At 63.2% G+C, this 19370-nt stretch carries 15 protein-coding genes; 7 read left to right on the top strand and 8 right to left on the bottom strand.

All coding sequences use genetic code 11. From position 1 onward, the window contains the following. The first annotated feature begins 155 nt into the window (after positions 1-155). Positions 156-1088 (top strand): dephospho-CoA kinase, encoded by a 933-nt coding sequence (gene coaE, locus AC1L34_RS03525; RefSeq protein WP_424322311.1) that lies wholly within the window; start codon positions 156-158, stop codon positions 1086-1088. A 102-nt stretch (positions 1089-1190) separates the two neighbouring features. On the opposite strand, the gene dmpG is transcribed toward coaE, so the two are convergent. The 3 genes from dmpG to AC1L34_RS03510 are packed head-to-tail and all read right to left on the bottom strand — an operon-like array spanning position 1191 to position 4008. Next, a complete protein-coding gene (dmpG, locus tag AC1L34_RS03520) occupies positions 1191-2219 on the bottom strand; it encodes a 4-hydroxy-2-oxovalerate aldolase (RefSeq protein ID WP_424294250.1) in 1029 nt (342 codons plus the stop codon). Continuing rightward, a complete protein-coding gene (locus tag AC1L34_RS03515) occupies positions 2216-3199 on the bottom strand; it encodes an acetaldehyde dehydrogenase (acetylating) (protein ID WP_480035104.1) in 984 nt (327 codons plus the stop codon). Before AC1L34_RS03515 ends, dmpG begins: the two co-directional genes overlap by 4 nt. Beyond that, entirely contained in the window at positions 3196-4008 is an 813-nt protein-coding gene (locus AC1L34_RS03510; RefSeq protein WP_424294248.1) for a 2-keto-4-pentenoate hydratase, read from the bottom strand. Before AC1L34_RS03510 ends, AC1L34_RS03515 begins: the two co-directional genes overlap by 4 nt. An 81-nt stretch (positions 4009-4089) precedes the next feature. Here AC1L34_RS03510 and AC1L34_RS03505 point away from each other — a divergent pair, with 81 nt between their 5' ends. Together AC1L34_RS03505 and AC1L34_RS03500 are read left to right on the top strand one after the other, a co-directional pair. Continuing rightward, positions 4090-4893 (top strand): IclR family transcriptional regulator, encoded by an 804-nt coding sequence (locus tag AC1L34_RS03505; protein WP_424294247.1) that lies wholly within the window; start codon positions 4090-4092, stop codon positions 4891-4893. A gap of 38 nt (positions 4894-4931) precedes the next feature. Further along, a complete protein-coding gene (locus AC1L34_RS03500) occupies positions 4932-5600 on the top strand; it encodes a PadR family transcriptional regulator (RefSeq protein ID WP_424322313.1) in 669 nt (222 codons plus the stop codon). Between the two features lie 24 nt (positions 5601-5624). Here the strand turns inward: AC1L34_RS03500 and AC1L34_RS03495 are convergent, their stop codons facing one another. Beyond that, a complete protein-coding gene (locus AC1L34_RS03495) occupies positions 5625-6296 on the bottom strand; it encodes a 4-oxalocrotonate decarboxylase (RefSeq protein WP_424322314.1) in 672 nt (223 codons plus the stop codon). 220 nt (positions 6297-6516) lie between these two features. On the opposite strand from AC1L34_RS03495, the gene AC1L34_RS03490 reads away from it, so the two are divergent. Next, complete coding sequence (locus AC1L34_RS03490) at positions 6517-9909, top strand: pyruvate carboxylase (protein WP_424322315.1); 3393 nt, start codon at positions 6517-6519, stop codon at positions 9907-9909. 171 nt (positions 9910-10080) lie between these two features. Continuing rightward, positions 10081-11577, top strand: coding sequence for a glutamate-cysteine ligase family protein (locus tag AC1L34_RS03485; protein WP_424322316.1), 1497 nt, complete (start codon positions 10081-10083; stop codon positions 11575-11577). 28 nt (positions 11578-11605) lie between these two features. Here the strand turns inward: AC1L34_RS03485 and AC1L34_RS03480 are convergent, their stop codons facing one another. From AC1L34_RS03480 to rpsA, 3 genes are all read right to left on the bottom strand, one after another. After that, complete coding sequence (locus AC1L34_RS03480) at positions 11606-13441, bottom strand: thiamine pyrophosphate-requiring protein (protein ID WP_424294242.1); 1836 nt, start codon at positions 13439-13441, stop codon at positions 11606-11608. Between the two features lie 52 nt (positions 13442-13493). Further along, a complete protein-coding gene (locus AC1L34_RS03475; RefSeq protein ID WP_424294241.1) occupies positions 13494-14951 on the bottom strand; it encodes a catalase in 1458 nt (485 codons plus the stop codon). Between the two features lie 354 nt (positions 14952-15305). Further along, the gene (gene rpsA / locus AC1L34_RS03470) at positions 15306-16799 is read right to left on the bottom strand and encodes a 30S ribosomal protein S1 (protein WP_424322317.1); all 1494 of its coding nucleotides are present in this window, start codon (positions 16797-16799) and stop codon (positions 15306-15308) included. 124 nt (positions 16800-16923) lie between these two features. Between rpsA and AC1L34_RS03465 the strand changes: the two genes are divergently transcribed. Then, entirely contained in the window at positions 16924-17547 is a 624-nt protein-coding gene (locus AC1L34_RS03465; RefSeq protein ID WP_480035103.1) for a 2'-5' RNA ligase family protein, read from the top strand. A 4-nt stretch (positions 17548-17551) separates the two neighbouring features. Next, positions 17552-18382, top strand: a complete 831-nt coding sequence (locus AC1L34_RS03460; protein WP_424295365.1) for a class I SAM-dependent methyltransferase — start codon at positions 17552-17554, stop codon at positions 18380-18382. Here AC1L34_RS03460 and AC1L34_RS03455 read toward each other — a convergent pair. Next, positions 18379-18651 (bottom strand): DUF2277 family protein, encoded by a 273-nt coding sequence (locus AC1L34_RS03455; RefSeq protein WP_424295366.1) that lies wholly within the window; start codon positions 18649-18651, stop codon positions 18379-18381. The two genes, AC1L34_RS03460 and AC1L34_RS03455, sit on opposite strands and share 4 nt — an antisense overlap. Positions 18652-19370: the final 719 nt, after the last annotated feature.

The raw sequence follows: 19370 nt of genomic DNA, 5'->3' as shown, positions 1-19370 counted from the left end.
GTTGATTCCCGCACTATGTCTGACATAGTGCGGGAATCAACGCATCATGCGAGAACGGACACCGGGGCCTGCGACGCAGGAGTCGGGACTGCTCGTGTCGCGTAAGTTCTGTGCCCCGATCAGGCTGCGCCGCAAGGTCTGACACACTGGATGTCGTGATCAGAGTGGGCCTGACCGGCGGCATTGGAGCCGGTAAATCGACCGTCGCGAAAACCTTCATTGAGCGGGGCGCTTATCACGTCGATGCCGATAAAATTGCGCGGGAAGTCGTCGAACCGGGGACACCTGGTCTAGCCCAACTTGTGGAAGCATTCGGACCAGAGATCCTCGACGAAGCGGGCGCTCTTGACCGCCCGTCGTTAGCAGCGCGGGCCTTCGCTGACGACGACAGTCGCAAGCTGTTGAACTCGATAACTCATCCCCTGATCGGTGCTCGCACCCAAGAACTGACCGACGCCGCCCCAACGGGATCAATCATCTTGCACGACGTTCCGTTGCTGGTGGAAGGCCATATGGCGCCGTTCTATCACCTGGTGGCCGTGGTTCATACCGACGCCGACGTGCGACTCGATCGCCTGGTCAATCTACGCGGCATGGACGTAGACGACGCGCGATCGCGCATCGCCGCGCAGGCAACAGACGAGCAGCGCCGCGCCGTTGCCGATCTGTGGCTTGAAAACTCGGGGGCGCCGGAAGCGTTGGCGGCACAGGCCGTCGCGGCTTGGGACGAGCGCCTGATCCCGTTCCGCGACAACGTTGCTTCCGGGACCGCGGCGCCAATGCCGACAGACGTCGTCTCCTACGACCCCGAGTGGGCCGCTTTGGGGCAGCGCGTCGTGAACCGCATTTGGGCACTGGTCGGCGGAAATGCGTCGGCGGTGGTCCATGAGGGACCGACTTCGGTGGTGGGACAAGCCGCGGCGCCCGTCGTCGACATTGCCGTTACGGTCTCCGACTTCAGCGTTGCCGATTCGTTGGCCGAGGCGCTCGCGAAGGGCGGTTTCCCACTGGTGTCGTCGACGCACGACGAACGCCTTCACGCCAGCGCCGACCCCGGTCGCCACGTGCGAGTGCACGTGCGCGCTTAGGTTTCCGGCCCCATCACCTGACGCAATAGGCTGCAGGTCCACAACGAGAAATGCGCTGAGACTCGTAGAGTCCCAGCGCATTTCTCTTGAGATAACTGGTCGCTATGCGACTTCCTCGCCGTCGCGCTCGGCAACGAGGTTGAGGGCGATGTCGACAATCATGTCTTCCTGGCCACCAACCAGGCGACGCTCGCCGCACTCGGTCAGGATGTCGCGGACGTCGAGGTCGTAGCGCTTAGCTGCGGTCTCGGCGTGACGCAAGAACGACGAGTACACACCGGCGTAGCCCAGGGTGAGGGTCTCACGGTCCACGCGGACCGGACGGTCCTGCAGCGGGCGCACGATGTCGTCAGCGGCATCTTCCAGCTTGTTGAGGTCGCAGCGGTGCTCGAAGCCCGACAGGTTCGCGACCGCAACGAAGGGCTCGATCGGGCAGTTGCCTGCACCGGCACCGTGACCGGCGAGCGAAGCATCGACGCGGTACACGCCGTTCTCCACGGCGACCACCGAGTTCGCAACCGACAGCGACAGGTTCTCGTGAGCGTGGATACCGATCTCGGTTTCCGGCTTCAGCGCACCGCGGTACGCCTTCACCCGGGCCACGACGTCGTTCATCGTCAGGCGGCCGCCCGAGTCGGTGATGTAGACGCAGTTGGCGCCGTACGATTCCATCAGCTTGGCCTGCTCGGCCAGCTTCTCCGGGGTCGACATGTGCGACAGCATCAGGAAGCCCGACACGTCCATGCCAATTTCGCGTGCAGCGGCGATGTGCTGTGCGGAGACGTCAGCCTCGGTGCAGTGCGTGGCGATGCGGACCGAGCGGACACCGAGGTCCCAAGCGTGCTTCAGCTCTTCGACGGTGCCGACGCCCGGCAGAAGCAGCGTGGTGAGGCGAGCGTTCTTCAGCACGCTAGCCGCAGCTTCGATCCACTCCCAGTCGGTGTTGGAACCGGGACCGTAGTTGACCGAACCGCCTGCCAGTCCGTCACCGTGTGCGACCTCAATGGCGTCAACACCAGCTTCGTCGAGCGCCGAAACGATGCGCTTCACATCGTCGGTGCTGATCTGGTGGCGGAGGGCGTGCATGCCGTCACGCAGGGTGACGTCCTGAACGAAGATCTTGTGGCTCATGCCGTTGCTCCTTCTTCTGCGCTGTTGGCCTTCAGCGCCGCGATCCGCTCGGCGTACTGCAGGCCCGCGGAGGTCATGATGTCGAGGTTGCCTGCGTAGGCGGGCAGGTAGTGGGCAGCGCCCTCCACTTCGAGGAACACCGAAACCTGGTGCGTCGGAGCCGATTCCGGCTCTTCGGTCATCAGGGTGCCGACGGTGGCGTCGGGCGCGATCTCGTTGATCTGCACCTTCTGCTTCAGGCGGTAGCCGGGGACGTACGCCGACACATCGGCAACCATCTTCTCGACCGAATTGCGGATCTGATCCTGGGTGTCCAGGTCGGGGGCGTCGACCAGCGCATACACGGTGTCGCGCATGATCAGCGGCGGCTCGGCCGGGTTCAGGATGATGATGGCCTTGCCGTTGCGGGCACCGCCAACCTGCTTGATGGCTTCCGAGGTGGTCTCGGTGAACTCGTCGATGTTGGCGCGGGTGCCGGGACCCGCCGACTTGGAGGCGATCGACGCGACAATCTCGGCGTAAGCGACCGGTGCCACGCGGGAAACAGCGGCGACGATCGGGATGGTGGCCTGGCCACCGCAGGTCACCATGTTCACGTTCTGGGCGTCGAGGTGATCGTCAATGTTGACGGCGGGCACCACGTAGGGGCCGATCGCGGCGGGCGTCAGGTCAACCATGCGCTTGCCGAGCGGTTCCAGGATCGACGCATTGTGCTTGTGCGCGCCAGCCGAAGTCGCGTCGAAAACGATCTCGATCTCGTCGAAGTTCGGCAGCTTGACGAGGCCCTCGACACCCTCGTGGGTGGTCGGGACGCCGAGACGCTTGGCACGGGCCAAGCCGTCGGAGTCAGCGTCGATGCCGACCATCGCACCCATTTCCAGGTACTTGGACGTGCGGATCACCTTAATCATCAGATCGGTACCGATGTTGCCCGAACCGATGATGGCGACCTTGGTCTTATTTGAGTCGGTAGAACTCATTGGGGGTTCCCTTCACTAAAACGAGCATTCACCGATCCGAGGCCCGAGATCTCAACGACAACCTCGTCACCGGATTCGATAGGACGCATGGGGCCGAGCGCACCGGACAGGATGACCTGGCCTGCGCGCAGGGGTTCGCCGAAGTCGCGGGCGGCCTTCGCCAACCACGCCACAGCGTTGAGCGGATCACCGAGGCAGGCCGCACCGTTTCCGGTCGACACTTCCTCGCCGTTGATCAGCATGGACATGCCGGTCTCGACCGGGTTGAACTCGTCGAGAGTTTTGTGGACGGTGCCGAGAACGTACACGCCGGACGACGCATTGTCGGCGACCGTGTCAGCAAATGCGATATCCCAGTTCTTGATCCGGCTGTCGCACACCTCGATGGCCGGGACACCGTAGTCGATGGCATCGCGGATCTGCGCGACGTCGAGTGGTCCGTCAGCGAGATCGGCCTTCAAGACAAAGGCGATCTCAGCTTCGGCTTTCGGCTGTAGCAAACGGTCCATCGGAACCAATTCACCGTTGTCGTAGGCCATATCGTCGAACAGCACACCGAAGTCGGGTTGGTCGACACCCATCTGCTCCTGAACGGCCTCGGACGTCAGGCCAATCTTGCGCCCGATGATCGTGGCACCCCCGGCGACGCGGCCGGCGGTGAGTCGTTCCTGGACGCGGTAGGCGGCCGGAAGGTCAGTGGGTCCGATGAATTCACGAACCGGGGCGCAGGCCTCGCGGGTCTGCAGCGCGGTCAGTAGCCGCTGGGCCGCCTGCGCTTCGGCGGCATCGCGATCAGAGTTGTCGGTCATGTTCACTATGCTCACCGCTCAACTCTCAAGTGAGAAGCCTGGCGTCTCACTGAGCGAGACGAACCCACGTAAACTTGCCCCATGTCCCGCGCCACGCCTCCACGACCGCCGTTGACCTCGGATTCTGCGATCGTCGACCTGGATACGGTCGTCGGCAAAGTTGTGACAATTCTGCGCGCATTCACCGTTGACGACGCTGAACTCACGCTCGCCGAATTGGTCCGTCGAACCGGACTCCACAAGGCGACGCTGCATCGTCTCGCCGGTGAGCTTGTCGGCGTTCGACTGCTCGATCGCACCGACGGCGGCTACCGACTGTCCGGCGGCCTTTTTGAGCTCGGCATGTTGGCGTCGGTGGAGCGGAGCCTGCTTGAGATCGCCATGCCTTTCCTTCAAGATCTCTACGCCCGCACCCATGAGACCGTCCACCTTGGCGTTATCGATGGCCACGAGGTGGTGTACGTCGCGAAAATCGGTGGTCATCGACAGGCGTCGGCTCCGTCACGCACCGGCGGTCGTATGCCGCTGCACTGCACGGGAATCGGGAAAGCCCTTCTGGCCCACAGTGATCCGAGCTTGCAGGCCGAGGTTCTCGCGGGCCCCCTCGAGCGCCGGACACCGCGCACCATCGTCGCCCCAGGCATCCTGTCTCGACAGTTGCATGCGATCAGGGAGAAGGGTGTCGCCTTCGAATACGAGGAGTCGGCACCCGGAATCGCCTGCGTCGCAGCGCCCATCCTCGACGTCGGTGACAACTCCGTCGTCGCCGCGATCAGTGTGACCGGGCCACTAGCTCGCTACCGGCCCGAAGCACACGCTGACGCCGTCCGAGCTGCAGCCACCGGCATCGGGTCAACACTCGACCGACGTCGCGCCCTGCGTTAAGCCCGTCCACGACCAGAACGATTGTTAATGTTGCGGATATGTCCGCAACCGAGGCCGCCTCCGACAGCGCGGAAAGCTATCCGCAACTCCCCGCCACCAGCTGGGCTGTCCTCGGCATGCTCACCCTGGGCGAAGGGCTCACCGGTTACGACTTGAAGAAGTGGGCCGACTGGAGCATCGGCTACTTCTACTGGAGCCCCTCGGTGAGCCAGATCTATGCCGAGTTGAAGAAGCTCGAGAAGGCCGGCTTCGTCACGTCGGAGGTCGTTTCTGAGCCTGGCGAACGTGGTCGGCGCGTATACCAAATCACCGAAGCCGGAACACGTGCGGCGCGCAACTGGTCTCGCGATGCACCGGTCGAACAGCCCGTCCTCAAGCACGGTCTCATGCTGCGACTGTGGATGGGCCATCTCAACGACCCCGAGCACCTCAAGCAACTCGTTCGTACGCACATCGCCAATTTGGAAGACCTGCGCGATCAGACTGTTCGGCGCGGAAAGTTGGCCAGTAACGAGCCAGCCTGGGCGTACACCGTGATGAGCCTGGAATGGTCGCAAAAGTACTTCCAGAACGAGATCGACCTCGCCCACGACCTTCTCACTCAGATCGACCGCGCCACCGAAATCTATGCCGAAGCCGATCCCGTCGACCGGTTCGGCAATCCCGTTCTGCGTGAGCAAGGGGTCTGGCGCAGCGGCGACATCTAGACCCCAATTCATTGGCCTCGAAGCTTAGGCCTCGAATCTGGCAATCACCGTTCCGAGTCCGTCAACGGTGCAGTTGGCAGTGCGGTCGACGATCGCCGATTGAGCGCCAACGTCGGCGACGAGGACAATCATGTCAGCGGCGAGATCGATTCCATGACTGCGGCATCGATCAAGGACCCCAATGAGTTCTCGGGACCGCATCCCCAACTCCCCATCTTCCGCAGGTACCCACTCACCGATGGCGAATCCAGCTAGCGACGCATTATCGGCGATCGCGTCGGCGTTGGTCGCGAACCGTGAGCCGTACCGCGAGTCCGTGACGATCAGGGCCACCGCGACTGCGGAAACTTCGTCGATCGAGGATGCGGTCGTGGTCGAAAGCCGGTACGCCACTGCAGGTTCCACCTGCGGACTGATGAATCTGGAGAGCGAAGCCACTGCCCCACCGTCGTCAATCGCCATCGCGTCCGTGACTCGACCAACCATCCCCGCACGCCCGACGACGCCCACCACGCGTTCCCCCCGCATGGCGCGGCGGTTCACCAGCGCCTCTTGAACGCGGTAGGCGGCAGCGTCGTCGAATACCGCACGCACCCGATCGTCGGAGGCGATACTCGGCGTCTCGGCGCATCCGCGTTGGGCCGCATCCAGCACGATGGCCAGGGCCCGAATCTCGTGTTCGTTGAGGGAAGTCATTGCCCCCACTGTGATACCTGCCACTCAATTGTTCAAATCGCCGGGTAAGGAGCAACCGCCCCAGGCCGAGGCCGCGGTTCTGCAAGCAACACGGCACCATCCCTGGAACGATAGGCAAACACGCGCGGGCTTTAAGTGGCGGGGTTTGCGCCCCAGGGACTGTGCCCGTCGAGATTGTGCCCGTCGAGGTTGTTGCGCTTTCGATTTAAGGAGCCGTGAAATGTTCAACAAGATTCTGGTCGCCAACCGCGGAGAGATCGCTATCCGCGCCCTGCGCGCAGCAGTTGAACTCGGTATCGCCACCGTCGCCGTCTACCCTCACGAAGACCGCAACTCCGCGCATCGCTTCAAGGCTGACGAGGCCTACCAGATCGGTGAGCCCGGTCATCCCGTGCGCGCCTACCTCGATGTCGACGAGATTCTCCGGGTTGCCCGCGAATCTGGCGCCGACGCCATCTATCCCGGCTACGGCTTCCTGTCGGAGAACCCCGATCTCGCTCGCGCCTGCGAGGAAGCCGGCATTACCTTCGTCGGACCGTCCGCCGAGGTACTTCAGCTGACCGGTAACAAGTCTCGGGCCATAGCCGAGGCCAAGGCAGCCGGGTTGCCGGTACTGGCATCGACCGAACCCTCCACCGACCCCGCTGCCCTGCTGGCCGCCGGCCTGGAAATGACATTCCCGGTGTTCGTAAAGGCCGTCTCCGGCGGAGGTGGTCGCGGTATGCGTCGCGTCGACGATCCGCGCCAATTGGGCTCTGCGCTGCAGGAAGCTTCCCGCGAGGCCGAATCGGCGTTCGGCGACGGTGCCGTGTACATCGAACAGGCGGTGACCGCGCCACGCCACATCGAGGTACAGGTATTCGGCGATGCCTCCGGTGAGGTGGTCCACCTCTACGAGCGCGACTGTTCCGTTCAGCGACGCCACCAGAAGGTCATCGAGCAAGCGCCCGCCCCCGATCTCCCGGCAGACTTGCGTGACCGCATGTGCGCCGACGCCATCACTTACGCGCGCCATATTGGCTACACCCTCGCCGGAACCGTCGAATTCCTCCTCGATCGCCGCGGCGAGTACGTATTCATCGAGATGAACCCGCGCATCCAGGTGGAGCACACCGTGACCGAAGAAGTCACCGATGTTGATCTGGTTCAGACCCAGTTGCAGGTGGCTGCGGGTGCCAAGCTGGCCGACCTAGGCCTCACGCAGGACACCATTTCCATCCACGGATTCGCGATGCAGTACCGCATCACGACCGAGGATCCGGCCAATGGGTTCCGCCCCGACACCGGACTGGTCACCGCGTACCGGTCGCCGGGTGGTGCCGGAATTAGGCTCGACGGCGGCACTACCGTCGGTGCCGAGGTGGGGGCCTACTTCGACTCCATGCTGGTCAAGCTCACGTGCCGAGGCTCCAATCGGGAAATGGCGTTGGCCCGGGCCCGTCGTGCGTTGAAAGAGTTCCGCATTCGCGGCGTCACCACAAACATTCCGTTCCTGAAGGCGGTGCTCGACAATCCGACGTTCCGCGCGGGTGCCGTCGATACGGGGTTCCTTGCTGAGCATCCGGAGTTGCTCAATGCTCACGCGTCCGCCGACCGCGGCACCCGACTCCTGAGCTATCTGGCTGATGTCACGGTGAATGCCCCGCATGGTCGGGCACCGAGCGGTGTCGATCCGATCACCAAGCTGCCCCCACTCAGCAAGGAGCCGGTGTCGAGCGGCTCTCGGCAGCGCCTGTTGGAATTGGGTCCGCAAGCATTTGCCGCAGATTTGCGCGCGCAGTCGGCCCTCGCGATCACCGACACCACATTCCGCGATGCCCACCAGTCACTGCTCGCCACGCGCGTTCGTACCAAGGATCTCACGGCTGTCGCTGGCCACGTGGCAAGCAGCCTGCCCAACCTGTTTTCGATTGAGGCCTGGGGCGGTGCCACCTACGACGTCGCCCTTCGCTTCTTACATGAGGATCCGTGGGATCGGCTCGCGAAGCTCCGCGAGGCAGTGCCTAATATCTGCTTGCAGATGCTGCTGCGCGGCCGCAATACGGTGGGCTACACCCCGTATCCGACGGAAGTCACGGATGCCTTCGTTGCGGAGGCTGCCGCGTCGGGTATCGACATCTTCCGAATTTTCGATGCCCTCAACGACGTCGAGCAGATGCGTCCGGCCATCGAAGCCGTCCGCGAGACGGGGAGCGCCGTCGCTGAAGTAGCCCTTTGCTATACCGGGGACCTGTCGAATCCCGCAGAGAATCTGTACACGCTCGACTATTACTTGCGGCTCGCGGATCAGGCTGTCGAAGCGGGTGCCCACATCCTGGCAATTAAGGACATGGCTGGCTTGATGCGCGCTCCGGCGGCAACCACGCTGGTCACTGCCTTGCGTTCACGGTTCGATCTGCCCGTTCACGTGCACACGCACGACACCGCTGGCGGCCAACTCTCGACCTATCTGGCCGCATGGGCGGCCGGTGCGGATGCCGTCGACGTCGCGGCAGGCCCGATGTCGGGCGGCACCAGCCAGCCGTCGATGGCCGCCGTCGTTGCTGCGACCGCGCACACTGATCGCGACACCGGAATCAGCCTCGACGCTGTCTGCGACCTGGAGCCGTACTGGGAGTCGATGCGCGGTTTGTATCACCCGTTTGAGGCGGGGATTCCGGCACCGACGGGCCGCGTGTACACGCACGAAATCCCCGGTGGCCAACTGTCGAATTTGCGCGCCCAAGCCAAGGCGCTGGGGCTCGCCGATCGGTTCGAGGACATCGAAGACGCTTACGCTGGTGTCGACCACGCGCTGGGCAGGCTCATCAAGGTGACGCCGTCGTCGAAGGTCGTTGGCGATCTGGCACTAGCGTTGGTTGGCTCGGGAATTTCCGCCGAGCAGTTCGCGGCCGATCCACGCGTCGTCGACCTTCCGGCATCGGTCACCGGATTCTTCCGCGGCGAACTCGGAACCCCTGCCGGTGGTTGGCCGGAACCGCTGCGCACCAAGGCACTCGGCGGGGCACCCGCGGTAGTCCCCCCGTTGACGCCACTGTCGGAGGATGACCACGCTGGTCTCGCCGGCGAGCCGGAGACCCGCCGAAACACGTTGTCCCGGTTGTTGTTTCCTGGTCCCACCCGCGACTTCAATGACCACTGCAGGCTATTTGGCGATACGTCGGTGATCGGTACTCGCGAGTTCCTGTACGGACTGGTCCACGGCACCGAGCACAACGTGCAGTTTTCGCCCGGCGTCACCATGCTGTTGGTGCTGGAATCAATTTCGGAGGCCGACGAGCGCGGTATGCGCACCGTGATGTTCTGGATGAATGGACAACTTCGCCCGGTCCGCGTTCGCGACCGGTCGATCGAGGACGCGCGCCCGCGCGCCGAGAAGGCCGATCCGAATGTGCCCGGCCAGGTGCCTGCACCGTTTGCTGGCGTCGTGACGCTGACCGTGGCCGAAGGCGATGAGGTTGCTGCGGGCGACGCCATCGCCCATATCGAGGCCATGAAGATGGAAGCTGCCATCACCACGCCGGTCGGCGGCACCGTCTCCCGCGTCGCTGTGCCGGAAGTCGCGCAAGTGGAGAACGGCGACCTGCTGATCGCTATCACGCCAAGCAGGTAGGTTCGGGTTCGCTCTCACCCGCATCCTCAGCACCATCCGCCAGGCGGCAATGGAGGTAACCGAAGCGGCGGCGATTGCGCCCGCAGCATCCGGTGACAGTGTCCTCCGAGTTCGGAGTCGGGGCACTACCACGAGCTGACTAGAAATCGACTAGATGAGGGGGCTCTGAAAATGGGCGAGGACGTCTCACGCCACTACTTCACACGCCAAGATCGATCGCGCTTTCGGGAGCGGGTGAATCGCTGTCTGGAAGCGCTCGCCCAGATGCTGGCACAAGATGAATTTGATGTCGCCGAGCCCAAGATCGGCATCGAAGTCGAGCTGAACCTTGTCGATTCTGATGCCGAGCCGGCGATGGCGAACTCGCAAGTGCTGGAGGCAGTCGATGACGACACATTCCAATCCGAGCTCGGGCAGTTCAATATTGAGATCAACATGCCCCCGCACCCGCTGCGCGGCCAGCACCTACTTAAGTTCGAATCGAGCCTGCGCGGCGTGTTGAATTCGGCGTCCGGCCACGCCCGGACGTCGGGACATGAATTGGCGATGATTGGCATCCTTCCGACGCTGCGCGAGGAACACCTGACACGCAAGGCGATTTCCGACGACCCCCGCTACGGGCTGCTCAACGAGCAGATGGTCAACGCCCGCGGAGAGGGTATCGAACTGCACATCACCGGCATGCCACTTTCAAATTGGAGCGCGCCAGAGCAGCTGGATACCAGCTTCGAGACCATCGCGCCCGAGGCCGCCTGCACGTCACTGCAGTTGCACCTACAGGTACCACCCGACCAGTTCGCCGCCCATTGGAATGCCGCGCAGGCGATCAGCGCGGTGCAAGTTGCCGTCGGTGCCAACTCCCCCTTCCTATTCGGCCGCGCCCTCTGGCATGAGACGCGTATGCCCCTGTTCGAGCAGTCCACCGACATTCGTCCGCCAGAGCTTGTCAACCAGGGAGTGCGGCCGCGAGTCTGGTTCGGGGAACGGTGGATCACCTCGGTCTTCGATCTATTCGAGGAGAACTCGCGCTACTTCACGGCATTGTTGCCCGTGTGCAGCGACGAAAACCCGCTAGAGGTCCTCGCTGCGGGTGGAACTCCACGCTTGGCCGAACTCCAGATGCACAACGGCACCATCTACCGATGGAACCGCCCCGTCTACGACACCGCCGACGGTGGACACCATCTGCGCCTAGAGAATCGAGTGTTACCGGCGTGCCCGTCTGTGGTCGATACCCTCGCCGACGCGGCGTTTTACTACGGGCTGGTGCGTGGGCTAGTCGACTCGGATCGGCCGCTGTGGTCGCAGATGGACTTCGACATGGCGAGCGAGAACCTCACCGCGGCTGCGCGCGGCGGATTCGACGCACGGCTGCATTGGCCGGGCGTGGGCTCTGTGGGGCCTAGCGCTCTGGTGCTGCATCGGCTGCTGCCGATCGCGCACGCCGGCCTCGCCTCCTTTGGCGTGGATAGCCCAGTGCGCGAACGATATCTCGGCATCATCGAGCAACGGTGTGCCGCAGAGAGAAACGGTGCGCGATGGCAGCGGGACGCGGTGCGTGCACGGGAAGACGCGGGCGCATCTCGAAAACAGGCGCTCACCGAGATGCTCCATGACTACCTCACCCTGATGGGAGAGGGCGAGCCCGTGCACACCTGGCCAACATAGGCCGCGTCAACGGCCGGATCGCCGCGCCTCAGTCGTTCTTCCTGTCGTGCTCCCGGCCGATGTGGAGCTTGTCCTTCACCCGCGCAAGGCCCTCGGACGCGAGTGCCTTCGCCGAGTCCCGGATGACATCCAACTCCTCCGGGTCGCCCTTAAGCAGCGCCTCACCGGTGTTCTTCGCGAACTCGAAGGCGATGTGCGGCGGGAGCGGCGGCACGTTCTTGCTGGTGTACGCGTCGATGACGGTGACACCACGGGTGGCGAACGCGGTGTCCCATGCTGCGGCCACATCGTCGTCGTGCTCGACGCGAATTCCGGTGAAGCCGAGCAGTTCTGCCCACCCGGCGTAATCGACGGATTCGACGTCCTGCGCAGTGGACCACACCGGGTTGGCGTCCTGCGTGCGCATCTCCCACGACACTTGGGTGAGGTCGTTGTTGTGCAGCACCATGATGATCAGCTGCGGATTGTCCCACTCCGTCATGTACTTCTTGATGGTGATGAGCTCGTTCAGGCCGAGCATCTGGAACGCTCCATCACCAATCGTGCAGATGACCGACCGGTCTGAGTACGCGAACTTCGCCGCGACCGCGTACGGCATGGCTGCGAGCATGCTCGCGAGCCGCCCAGACAGATCGCCCATCATGCCGCGGCGAAACCGGATGTGGTGGCCGTACCAGTCCGCGGTCGTTCCGGCGTCGGCGGTGACGATGGCGCGCGGCGGAAGCCGCTTGTTGAGTTCATGGTAGACCCGCCGCGGGTTAACGCCGTCCGGATAGGTCAGCATTGCCTGGGCCTCCATCTCGTTCTCCCATTCGACCATCTCGTCTGCGACCGTGCTCTGCCACGACAGGTCGGTCTTCTGTTCGAGATGCGGGATCAGGGCGGCCAGGGTCGCCTTCACATCACCCCAGAGGTTGAGCTCGGTGGGATAGCGCAAGCCCATCTGCTCCGGCTTGAGGTCCACTTGGATGGCCCGCGCCTGTCCGCTGGCCGGCAGGAATTGGCTGTAGGGGTAGTTGGTACCCAGGAACACGAGAGTGTCGCAGCCGCTCATCTGATGCAGACTCGGCCTGGAACCGAGCAGCCCCAGCTGCTGGGAGTGGTACGGCACGTCGGAGGGCACGACCTGCTTGGCGCGCAGCGCGGTGATGACGCCGGCACCGCACAGCTCGGCGGCCTTCACCACCTCGTCGGTCGCGCCGTTCGCGCCGTGGCCGACGATGAAAGTGACCTTGCTGCCAGCGTTGATGATGGCGGCGGCCTTCAGGATCTCGACCTGCGGCGGGATGATCGAGATGGACGGCGCAACGGCACTTGAGCGCGAGACCCAGTTCGTCGGGATCAGCTCAGGCATTTTCATCCCCTGCACGTCGTGGGGAATGATGACCACCGTCGGCCCGAGCCGCACGCGTGCCGTCCGGAACGCCGTGTCCACGACGGCCTGCGCCTGTTCCGGAGAGACGATAGTCTGCGCATACAGCGCGACGTCCGCCACGACGCGTTCTATGTTGCTTACCTGCTGCGTGAACGTGCCCAGCGCGTTCACCCCCTGCTGCCCGACGATGGCCACCACCGGTTGGTTGTCCATCTGCGCGTCGTACAACCCGTTGAGTAGGTGGAATACGCCTGGGCTCGAGGTGGCAATGCACACGCCGATCTCGCCGGTGAACTTGGCGTGCGCTGTCGCCATGAGCGAGCAGATCTCCTCATGCGTCGGGCGCACATATTTCAATCCTTCACCCGCGCGCCCGGCCTTCTCGAGTGCGCCGTCGAACTCGCCAATGCCATCTCCTGGATAGGCGAAAACCCGACTGACGCCCCATTCTCTCACCCTTTGGATCACAAAATCGCTGACAGTTGCCATCGGATTCACCCTTCGTAGGACACCTGCGCCAGTCGGCTGGCCCCTCTACTTACTACTTTTGTTCGGCTCGCACCAGCGCCTCTACCTTGGTGCCAAGTTCGGCATCGACGTGCTTCCAGTAGTCGAACGCGCGCGCCAGCACCGGCTCTGTCACCCCGGCCAACAGATGCCCGGCGATGTTGTCCGCGAGTCGCTGCCGGCCAGCGTCGTCGAGCACGTCACGGACCAGCGTCCCCGCCTGGCCCCAATCGTCGTCCTGCTCATGCAGCGAGTACGCCTCCCGCACCATCTCGCCGCCGGACTGCCAGCCTGCCGGTTCACCAGCGACGGCGGGATCCGCGTGCGGCCCGCCTTTGGAGTTGGGCACGTAGACCGGGTCACCCGGATTTTGGTGGCGCATCGCGCCATCCTTGGAGTATGACCGCACCGTTGTCGCGCGCGGAGTGTTGACCGGCAACTCCTTGTAGTTGGCGCCGATGCGATGGCGATGGGAGTCCGGATAGGCGAATAGCCGCCCGAGCAGCATCTTGTCCGGGCTCGGGCCCGTGCCCGGCACCATGCTGCTGGGCTCGAAAGCCGCCTGCTCAATCTGCGTGTGATAGTCGTCCGGATTGCGATCGAGAGTCATCTTGCCGACCTCGATCAGCGGGTAGTCCGCATGCGGCCAGACCTTTGTCAGGTCGAACGGGTTAAACCGATATTCCGCCGCGTCCTCGAAAGGCATAATCTGCATCTTCAGCGTCCAGCTCGGCGCGTCCCCGTGCTCGATCGCCTGCCAGAGGTCGCGCACGTGGTAGTCGCCGTCCTCGGAGGCCAAACGGTCTGCCTCTTCTTGGGTAAGGCACTCGACACCCTGGTCGGTCTTGAAGTGGTACTTGACCCAGAACCGTTCCCCGCCTGCGTTCACCCACATGTAGGTGTGACTGGAATACCCGTTCATATGTCGCCAGGAGCGCGGTATCCCGCGATCACCCATCAGCCACGTGACCTGGTGGGCGGACTCCGGGGACAGGGTCCAGAAGTCCCACTGCATATCGTGATCGCGAAGGTTGTTGTCCGCTCGGCGTTTCTGCGAGCGGATGAAGTCTTGGAACTTCATCGGGTCTCGCATGAAGAAGACCGGCGTGTTGTTGCCGACCATGTCGAAGTTGCCTTGCTCGGTGTAAAACTTGACGGCAAAGCCACGGGGGTCGCGCCAGGTGTCGGGGCTGCCACGCTCGCCCGCGACAGTGCTGAATCGAACCAGTGTCTCGGTCACCTTCCCTGGCTGGAACAAGTCTGCCTTGGTATAGGCGCTGACATCGTTGGTGACCTCGAACCGGCCGAATGCGCCGCCGCCCTTCGCATGCGGTTGACGCTCAGGCACCCGCTCTCGGTTGAACTGCGCCATCTTCTCGATCAGGTAGTGATCCTGCAGCAAGATTGGGCCGTCCCTACCGACCGTCAAGGAAAGTTCGTCGCTGTACACCGGGACTCCGGCATCGTCTGTCGTGAAGTTGTTGTCAGTCATCGTTCTCCTCGGTTGTCTGCCATCCGGATAGCCGTTGGTCGACGTGCCACGCCAGCGCGTGATGGACCAACAGGTCACTCCTTGAAGGTGCCAGCAGCGGCCGCGTGCTCCATATGCCACACACCCAAACTCTGGTTACCCGTCTCGTCGGTTTTCAAACACTTCGACAATTGGTCCGCCCGGCTACAGGTCATCCCATGCAAGGTCTGCGAGCTCAGCGGGTCATTTCGAGGTCCAGACTGCTTGTACCGCAACGCCTTTCAGTTGACGTTCGAAGCAACCTCCGCGCCCGCAAATACAAAAGTGCCCCGAGAGCCGGAGCTCTCGGGGCACTTTTGTTAGCTAGCTAGCAGATCAGGCGTTGCCACCCGACAGCTTCTCGCGCAGAGCAGCGAGCTGCTCATCGCTGGCCAGCGAGCCACCGGTCTGAGCCGGTCCGCTGGTCGACGACGAAGACGAGCTCGAGGTCGATGCGGCCGCAGGGGCCTCGCTCGACGACGAGTAGTCGGTCGGAGCGTTCTCTGCCTCGGCAGCAGCCGCGGCGAACTTCTCCATCTGCGTGGTGTGCAGCTTGTGGCGACGCTCAGCCTCTGCGTAGCGGGCTTCCCACTCTTCACGCTGCTTGTCGTAGCCTTCGAGCCACTCGTTGGTGTCGGCGTCGAAGCCCTCGGGGAAGATGTAGTTCCCCTGGTCGTCGTAGCTGTCTGCCATGCCGTACTTCGAGGGATCGAATTCCTCGGTGTAGTCCTCGTTGGCCTGCTTCAGCGACAGCGAGATGCGACGACGATCGAGATCGATGTCGATGACCTTCACCAGCGCGTCGTCGCCGACAGCAACAACCTGGTCCGGGACCTCGACGTGGCGCTCGGCCAGCTCCGAGATGTGGACCAAGCCCTCGATGCCCTCTTCGACGCGCACGAATGCACCGAACGGAACCAGCTTGGTGACCTTGCCCGGCACGATCTGACCGATCGCGTGGGTGCGGGCGAACTGACGCCACGGGTCTTCCTGCGTTGCCTTGAGCGACAGCGAAACGCGCTCGCGGTCCATGTCGACGTCGAGAACCTCGACGGTGACCTCGTCGCCAACGGTGACAACCTCGGACGGGTGATCGATGTGCTTCCAAGAGAGTTCGGAAACGTGGACCAGGCCGTCGACGCCGCCGAGATCGACGAAGGCACCGAAGTTGACGATCGAGGAGACGACGCCCTTGCGGACCTGTCCCTTCTGCAACTGGTTGAGGAACTCGCTGCGGACCTCAGACTGGGTCTGCTCGAGCCAAGCGCGGCGCGACAGAACGACGTTGTTGCGGTTCTTGTCGAGCTCGATGATCTTGGCTTCGACCTCCTTGCCGATGTACGGCTGCAGGTCGCGGACGCGGCGCATCTCCACCAGCGAAGCGGGGAGGAAGCCACGGAGGCCGATGTCGAGGATCAGGCCGCCCTTGACGACCTCGATGACGGTGCCCTTGACGGCCTCGTCCTTCTCCTTGAGCTCCTCGATCGTGCCCCAGGCGCGCTCGTACTGTGCACGCTTCTTCGAAAGAATCAGGCGGCCTTCTTTGTCCTCTTTGGTGAGAACCAGGGCCTCGACCTCGTCACCAACGGTGACAACTTCGTTGGGGTCGACGTCATGCTTGATCGACAGCTCACGCGAAGGGATAACACCCTCGGTCTTGTAGCCGATGTCGAGCAGAACTTCGTCGCGGTCAACCTTGACGATGGTGCCCTCGACGATGTCGCCATCGTTGAAGTACTTGATCGTGGAGTCGATAGCGGCGAGGAAGTCCTCCGCAGTGCCGATGTCGTTGACGGCTACTTGCGGCGAGGTGATCGTGGGGGACGACATATGTTGAGTTGCTCCGGACAGGTATCTAGTAGGTACGGTAAACCCGGCAGTCTTCGCAGGCTGGACCCGGTTTCCTTGTTGTTCGCGCACCGCCTTGACGAGACCGCCCCGGCTGGTGCAAAGTATGCGCTCCGCGCACACACGTGGATCAGCGTACTACCCCCGGTCGACCTGCACAAATAGGGCTGACAAGCGCGCTAACCCAAGGAGTCTCAAGTTGCCGCATTCGATAGAAATTCTCCTCGATTCGGACACTGATGCAGCCATTCGTGACCAGTGGCACACCTTGGAGGAGGCTGGCATACCCAATTCGGGTCAAATTCGCGCGGGTACCGTGTCGCCACATTGCACACTCCTGGTGGGAACCACCATTTCGCCCGCGGCCGACACCGCCGTCGCGAGCACCGCCCAACGCCTCCCCTTCACCCTGAGCGTCGGTGGTGCTCTCGTGTTTCCGACCAAGAATCGATTTATCCTCGCCCGGTCGGTGGTGCCGTCGTCAGAATTGCTGGCGGTGCACGCAACCATGTTTCGCCTGGCCGACGACCACGTGACAGGGTTGGTGCAGCACTGCGCCCCGGGACAATGGACCCCGCACGTCACACTGGGCCGTCGTCTTACTGCCGAGCAAGTGGCGACAGCGCTCGACGTTCTGTCGTGGTCGAAGATCGACGGTCGTGCCGCGCGCCTGCGCCGTTGGGACAGTGACGAGAAGGTTGAAGTTGTCGCACCAGGTCGTGCCTGTTGAAAGGATGCCGACTCCCGTGAACTCCACTCCCCGCCCACCCCGGGTCCTGAGCGATGTCGATTCCGACGTAAGCCAGCGGGCGGCGCGCAACTGGTGGAACGACGAAGCCGCCGACTACCAGTCTGAGCATGGCCGCTTTATTGGCGACTCAACACCGGGCGGCGAATTTGTTTGGGGCCCCGAACGCTTCCGCGAGGCCGACGCACACCTACTCGGCGACGTCGAAGGTCGTGCCATTTTGGAAATTGGTTGTGGCTCGGCACCCTGCTCACGGTGGCTAAAAGCGCACGGTGCCAACGTGATTGGGCTCGACGTTTCCATCGGCATGCTGCGCAACGGCATTGAGGCGATGAAGCTCGACGACGCCCCCGTACCCCTGATCCAAGCTGGCGCCGAACACTTACCGTTTGCCGATGCCTCCTTCGACATCGCGTGCTCGTCGTTTGGTGCCGTCCCGTTTGTCGCCGATTCAGCGCGGGTGATGCGCGAAGTTGCGCGGGTTCTGCGACCCGGCGGCCATTGGGTATTTGCCACGAACCATCCGATGCGGTGGATGTTCCTCGATGACCCCGGTCCAGACGGCCTCGTTGTGCGGATGTCGTACTTTTCGCGGACCCCGTATTCGGAGGCCAACGACGACGGCGAGATCACTTACGTCGAACATCACCGCACCATCGGCGACCGAGTGCGCGAGATCGTCGGAGCTGGCTTAGTCCTGGAGGACATCGTCGAACCTGAATGGCCGGACGACCTCGAAGACGAATGGGGTCAGTGGTCCCCGCTGCGGGGGTCGTACTTCCCCGGCACCGCGATCTTTGTTTGCCGTAAGCCCTAACCCGTTCGAGCGGCGATTCGCGCCTGGACTTCGGGCCGTCGCAATGGCGGGACGGTCTGCGGTGGTTGTCGTCGTGCGGGAAGCTCGCCGAGTAGTTCCCGGGTTGCCGCAGCAACTGCTTCGACGGCCCGCTCCATCGGTTCCCGATTCGCCTCAGTAATTTTCCGAATCCCCGACACCTTCCGCACATATTGCAGCGCGGCGGCCTCAATCTCTTCCTCGGTCGCGGCAGGCTCCAGCCCTCGCAGTTCAGTGATGTTTCGGCACATAAACCAAGGCTACGAGCGTCCGCGGCGGGTGTCGATAGGGCGAAGGTTCGCCACGAACATCCGTTGCAATCCCATCGGACCACGTCGATTCCGAGGGCTTTGAGACGCGCTTCTCGACGTTTCTCGTCCCGTAGGACGTCGTACGCCGTCCTGGTGCCGGAGTTGTAGTCGAAGTACTTTCCGTAGCCGTCGAACTCACCGACTACCAAGCCGTCCCAGTCGAAGTCAGATCGCGCGACAAAGTTTCCATGTGCATCACGGAATCGGTGCTGCAGCCTAGGCACGGGAAGACCTCCGAGGATCATCTGCGCACGACTCCAGGACTCCCCCGGATTCGCAGCACCGGAGTCGGCGAACTCGAAAGCACGCCGAGCGATGCCAATCCCCTTGCGGTTGGACTGCAGTGCTGCCTCCAGCGAACGACGAGAAACCCCGGCACGTAAAGCCGAATCCAGAACGGTCAGCGCGCCGGCGAAACCCATCGGCGAAGTACAAGCGACGGTGACGGCAGTCAAAGCCCGTGAGGTCGCACGTATGCCATCGGGCTCATCGACGTCGTCGTCCTGGAGATCAAGAACCCGGCGCTGTAGTCCCTGCGCCCGAACGCGCCTCGGGGCGACGATCTCGACGGCATCGAAAGCAGGCTTTAGCATCGAAAACCCATGGACCACGGCTGCAGCCTCATGTGAAAGCACCATCTCCGGATGAGCCTGAGACAC

The organism is Gordonia sp. 34D (assembly GCF_056682775.1).
The sequence above is the reverse complement of the archived record's forward strand: the minus strand, read 5'-3'. Positions and strand labels throughout refer to the sequence as shown.

What these genes read in the sequence shown, in the direction of transcription:
- AC1L34_RS03500 (WP_424322313.1), top strand. Translation starts at nt 4,932, where the DNA reads ATGTCCGCAACCGAGGCCGCCTCCGACAGCGCGGAAAGCTATCCGCAA.
- AC1L34_RS03490 (WP_424322315.1), top strand. Translation starts at nt 6,517, where the DNA reads ATGTTCAACAAGATTCTGGTCGCCAACCGCGGAGAGATCGCTATCCGC.
- AC1L34_RS03460 (WP_424295365.1), top strand. Translation starts at nt 17,552, where the DNA reads ATGCCGACTCCCGTGAACTCCACTCCCCGCCCACCCCGGGTCCTGAGC.
- AC1L34_RS03480 (WP_424294242.1), bottom strand. Translation starts at nt 13,441, where the DNA reads ATGGCAACTGTCAGCGATTTTGTGATCCAAAGGGTGAGAGAATGGGGC.
- AC1L34_RS03465 (WP_480035103.1), top strand. Translation starts at nt 16,924, where the DNA reads ATGCGCTCCGCGCACACACGTGGATCAGCGTACTACCCCCGGTCGACC.
- AC1L34_RS03455 (WP_424295366.1), bottom strand. Translation starts at nt 18,651, where the DNA reads ATGTGCCGAAACATCACTGAACTGCGAGGGCTGGAGCCTGCCGCGACC.
- rpsA (WP_424322317.1), bottom strand. Translation starts at nt 16,799, where the DNA reads ATGTCGTCCCCCACGATCACCTCGCCGCAAGTAGCCGTCAACGACATC.
- AC1L34_RS03495 (WP_424322314.1), bottom strand. Translation starts at nt 6,296, where the DNA reads ATGACTTCCCTCAACGAACACGAGATTCGGGCCCTGGCCATCGTGCTG.
- AC1L34_RS03475 (WP_424294241.1), bottom strand. Translation starts at nt 14,951, where the DNA reads ATGACTGACAACAACTTCACGACAGACGATGCCGGAGTCCCGGTGTAC.
- AC1L34_RS03505 (WP_424294247.1), top strand. Translation starts at nt 4,090, where the DNA reads ATGTCCCGCGCCACGCCTCCACGACCGCCGTTGACCTCGGATTCTGCG.
- AC1L34_RS03510 (WP_424294248.1), bottom strand. Translation starts at nt 4,008, where the DNA reads ATGACCGACAACTCTGATCGCGATGCCGCCGAAGCGCAGGCGGCCCAG.
- dmpG (WP_424294250.1), bottom strand. Translation starts at nt 2,219, where the DNA reads ATGAGCCACAAGATCTTCGTTCAGGACGTCACCCTGCGTGACGGCATG.
- AC1L34_RS03515 (WP_480035104.1), bottom strand. Translation starts at nt 3,199, where the DNA reads ATGAGTTCTACCGACTCAAATAAGACCAAGGTCGCCATCATCGGTTCG.
- AC1L34_RS03485 (WP_424322316.1), top strand. Translation starts at nt 10,081, where the DNA reads ATGGGCGAGGACGTCTCACGCCACTACTTCACACGCCAAGATCGATCG.